The sequence below is a fragment of the Colwellia sp. MB3u-41 genome (genome assembly GCF_014076845.1).
Classification (GTDB): Bacteria; Pseudomonadota; Gammaproteobacteria; order Enterobacterales; family Alteromonadaceae; genus Colwellia_A.
On sequence record NZ_JACGUT010000059.1, the window covers coordinates 1 to 339 of the forward strand.

Sequence of the window (339 nt, forward strand, 5' to 3'; positions counted from 1 at the left end):
ATCAGCTTTCCAGATTGTTAAAGAACTCATTCTTAACGCGCATTCGGTTAAAAACGTGGTTTAAAAAACCAAACTTAACGTGTTCATGAGAACAGTTTAAGTTTGGTCTTTTCTTTAATGAAGAATCGAGGTGGTGGAGCTATGCAGGATCGAACTGCAGACCTCCTGCGTGCAAGGCAGGCGCTCTCCCAGCTGAGCTATAGCCCCATCGGGATTCTTCTAATTTGTTATCATGTAATTTGTGTAGACACTCGTGAAACCGAGGTTTCCATTAAACTGTTTTTACTTCAAGATAAGGAGGTGATCCAACCCCAGGTTCCCCTAGGGTTACCTTGTTAC

Annotated in this window: 1 tRNA gene; it reads right to left on the minus strand. The window is 42.8% G+C overall.

Annotated features, from left to right (window positions below):
• Window positions 1-131: 131 nt before the first annotated feature.
• Window positions 132-207: transfer RNA gene (locus H4J73_RS06675), tRNA-Ala, on the minus strand.
• Between the last annotated feature and the right edge of the window lie 132 nt (window positions 208-339).